Source organism: Xenorhabdus entomophaga, from assembly GCF_037996725.1.
Lineage (GTDB): Bacteria > Pseudomonadota > Gammaproteobacteria > Enterobacterales > Enterobacteriaceae > Xenorhabdus > Xenorhabdus khoisanae.
In genome coordinates, this window is sequence record NZ_JBBMXH010000308.1 from 1 (window position 1) to 629 (window position 629).

1 protein-coding gene is annotated in these 629 nt (G+C 50.4%); it reads left to right on the forward strand.

Annotation, left to right across the window (positions count from 1 at the left end; all coding sequences use genetic code 11):
* The coding region (locus AAC854_RS22915; RefSeq protein WP_479715135.1) for a phage tail fiber protein at nucleotides 1-629 on the forward strand (629 nt) is incomplete at both ends.

Genomic DNA, 629 nt, shown 5'->3' on the forward strand with positions numbered 1-629 from the left:
CTCAACAATGTGAAATATCAGATTCAGACCACTGCCCCGGATTCCATTTCCGATGGGGTCAGGCATATAGTGGCGATTAACAGCTACATCACCCAGTTCCTCCAGAACATGGACAAATGGATGTCACAGAATGGCACGGTGGCGGTGACATTGCCGAACGGTCAGACTGTGTCACTGCAATCGATACGGGCATTGCAGGCGGCGATGCTGGATAAGAACCAGAACGGCGCGGATATTCCTGATAAGGCGGAGTTTGTGAAAAACCTTGGCTTGGAAGCCCTTGCTACTCAGACCTTTGTCAATACTGTGCGAGTTGACGGAGCATACTGGACAAATTTTTTAACCAGAAACACGGACACCGGGCTGGATGTCAATTTTGGTAGTCAAGGGGAATCTGGGTACGTCATTATTCAAGACGCGGAGGGCAAAGGCCGTGGGGATTATTATTTTAAACAGGGCGTTCACGGTGATGTTTTGGCCCTTGGATGGAATGGCAATGTGTATGTAGCCGAAGGAGGGTACATCAAAAAATCCTCCCCCATCATCCAAATCCACCCCGACGGCACCTTCATCACCAACGACGAATCCGAGGGGGCCACGGTCACTAAACTCGGCCTCGGTCATTATCA